The organism is Flectobacillus sp., assembly GCF_049240685.1.
GTDB lineage: Bacteria > Bacteroidota > Bacteroidia > Cytophagales > Spirosomataceae > Flectobacillus.
In genome coordinates, this window is record NZ_JBMLSD010000094.1 from 1 (window position 1) to 2,276 (window position 2,276).

4 protein-coding genes are annotated in these 2,276 nt (G+C 37.2%); all 4 read left to right on the plus strand.

The features are described from left to right. On the plus strand, positions 1–664 hold a 664-nt coding region (locus ACOVQ4_RS04390), incomplete at its 5' end, for a CRISPR-associated endonuclease Cas6 (protein WP_421819436.1). Positions 665–685: 21 nt separating this feature from the next. Continuing rightward, entirely contained in the window at positions 686–874 is a 189-nt protein-coding gene (locus tag ACOVQ4_RS04395) for a hypothetical protein (protein WP_421819437.1), read from the plus strand. Positions 875–877: 3 nt separating this feature from the next. Then, positions 878–1,900 (plus strand): CRISPR-associated endonuclease Cas1, encoded by a 1,023-nt coding sequence (gene cas1 / locus ACOVQ4_RS04400; protein WP_421819438.1) that lies wholly within the window; start codon positions 878–880, stop codon positions 1,898–1,900. Between the two features lie 46 nt (positions 1,901–1,946). Further along, entirely contained in the window at positions 1,947–2,237 is a 291-nt protein-coding gene (gene cas2 / locus ACOVQ4_RS04405; RefSeq protein WP_421819439.1) for a CRISPR-associated endonuclease Cas2, read from the plus strand. Positions 2,238–2,276: the final 39 nt, after the last annotated feature.

Consider the following 2,276-nt stretch of genomic DNA (forward strand, 5'->3'; position numbering starts at 1 on the left):
CATGCAAACCATCCATCAAACCATCATACGTTTTCCTGAGATACAATTGGCTACTCGTGATGCTCATAAATTACGGGGCTATTTTGGGAATATTTTTCAAGAATTTTCGCCTTTGCTCCATAACCATTTGGAGTCGGGCGAGTCGGCGTACCGTTATCCCTTGGTGCAGTATAAAGTCATTAATCGCATTCCTACTTTGGTTGGACTAAACGAAGGGGCAGATTTGTTGATTAATCTTTTTTTGAAAATAAAAACCCTCCAAATTGAGGATAAAACGTACTTGATTAACCAAAAAAATATCGAATCAAAAACGCTAGAAATTGGTCTTTCGAACGAACTCCATTCCTACCGTTTCCAAACTCTTTGGATGGCTCTGAATCAAGAAAATCATCAAAAATACCTTCATAATTCTGCTGCTGAACAGCAAAAACAGTTGAATACTTTGCTCCAAAATAATATTCTGAGCTATTTCAAAGCCATGAATTATTGGGTAAATGGTCAGGTAATGGGCATGTTGCAAAATGTGTATGAGAAAGAAACCAAGTTTAAGGATAAATCCATGATTGCCTTCCAAGCTGATTTTGTGAGTAATGCCGTGTTGCCTTCGTTTATTGGGATTGGAAAATCGGTGGCAAGAGGGTTTGGAACGTTGGAAGCTATATAAATAGGTGATTTTATTACAGAAATGACAACTATGACTATCCAAACGATTGAAACCGAAGAAGAATATGAGTCAATGCTGGCTTGGATTGATAAGCAGTTTGACCAATCCCCTATTCCGACAAGTCCAGAGGGCGAACAATTAAAACTAGCTTTAGCTTTCGTAAAAGCTTATGAAGATATTCATTATCCGATGCCATCTATTCAATCATAAACGATGCAAGTATATCTAAACACTTTTGGAACCTATCTGCATATCAAAGATGATATGTTTGAGGTGAAAATTCCTGTAAAAGATGGAGAACCTATCAAAAAAACTTTGGCTGCCCACAAAGTTAGTTCGTTTGTGCTGGCAACTTCGGCCTCTTTGAGTACCGAGGCTGTGCGGCTGGCTTTGTACAATAATATTGATATTATTTTTGCTCGGTCGGATGGCTATCCTTTAGGAAGAGTTTGGCATTCAAAGTTGGGAAGTACTACCAAAATCCGTAAACAACAACTGCAAGCTAGTATCAACGAAGAAGGCGTAAAGGCTACCAAAAATTGGATTTCGGAGAAAATGACGCATCAGTTAGAGTTTATCAAAGACTTAAAAAAACATCGTCCGCAAATGGCAGAGTATTTGGACGATAAGATTGAGCGAATTCAAAACCTGATAGTTTCGGTCGGAAAATTGGAAGGGAATACGGTACAAGACTTTGCCGAAACCATCCGAGGTTTAGAAGGCACAGCAGGACGATTGTATTTTGAAACCATCAATTATGTATTGCCTTCATCCTATCAATTTAACGGGAGGAGTAGCAGACCAGCCAAAGATGCCTACAATGCTTTTTTGAATTATGCTTACGGTATACTTTATACGAGAGTAGAAAAAGCGCTGATTTTGGCAGGTTTAGACCCCTACGTTGGATATTTGCATCGTGACGACTATAACCAGAAATCGATGGTTTTTGATTTTATAGAGCCATTCAGAATATTTGTTGAAGTGCCAGTATTTAGATTGTTTACGGCAAAAAAAGTAAATAAAGCACACCTCGACGAAATCACCAACGGTGTTACGCTGAATAAAGAAGGAAAGGAGTTGTTGATTAAAGCCCTCAATGACTATTTGGAAGAAGACAGTATTCGGTATAAAAATCGAAACCAAACTAGGGCAAATATCATTCAGCAAGAGGCGCATGCTTACGCTAATCAATTGATAGAGAAGACCAAAGATACCAGCGAAACGTTGTATTTGTAAGAAAGTATTTAGGAATCAAGAATCGTAATTCGAAATATATTGAGGTATGATTGCATGGGTATTGTATGACATAAAAAATGATAAAGCAAGAACCAAGGTGGCCAAAATATGTAAGCAATCGGGTTTATACAGAGTACAGTTTTCGGTATTTCTGGGTACAATAGACCGTAATATGAAAGATAGTCTTCAATTACAAATTGAGGAATTGATAGACGAAAAAACCGATTCTGTTTATATTTTTCCAATGTCAAAAAACGAATTACAAGAAACCGTTTTATTGGGACAAGCCTTTGATAAGAAATTAGTTTCGGATGAAGTAATGGCACTTTTTCTTTAAGTGATTTGTGAAATTTTATTACTGATTACTGGACAAAAT

Excerpts from the sequence above, each read along its gene's own strand:
- ACOVQ4_RS04395 (WP_421819437.1), top strand. The coding sequence starts at position 686 with ATGACAACTATGACTATCCAAACGATTGAAACCGAAGAAGAATATGAG.
- cas2 (WP_421819439.1), top strand. The coding sequence starts at position 1,947 with ATGATTGCATGGGTATTGTATGACATAAAAAATGATAAAGCAAGAACC.
- cas1 (WP_421819438.1), top strand. The coding sequence starts at position 878 with ATGCAAGTATATCTAAACACTTTTGGAACCTATCTGCATATCAAAGAT.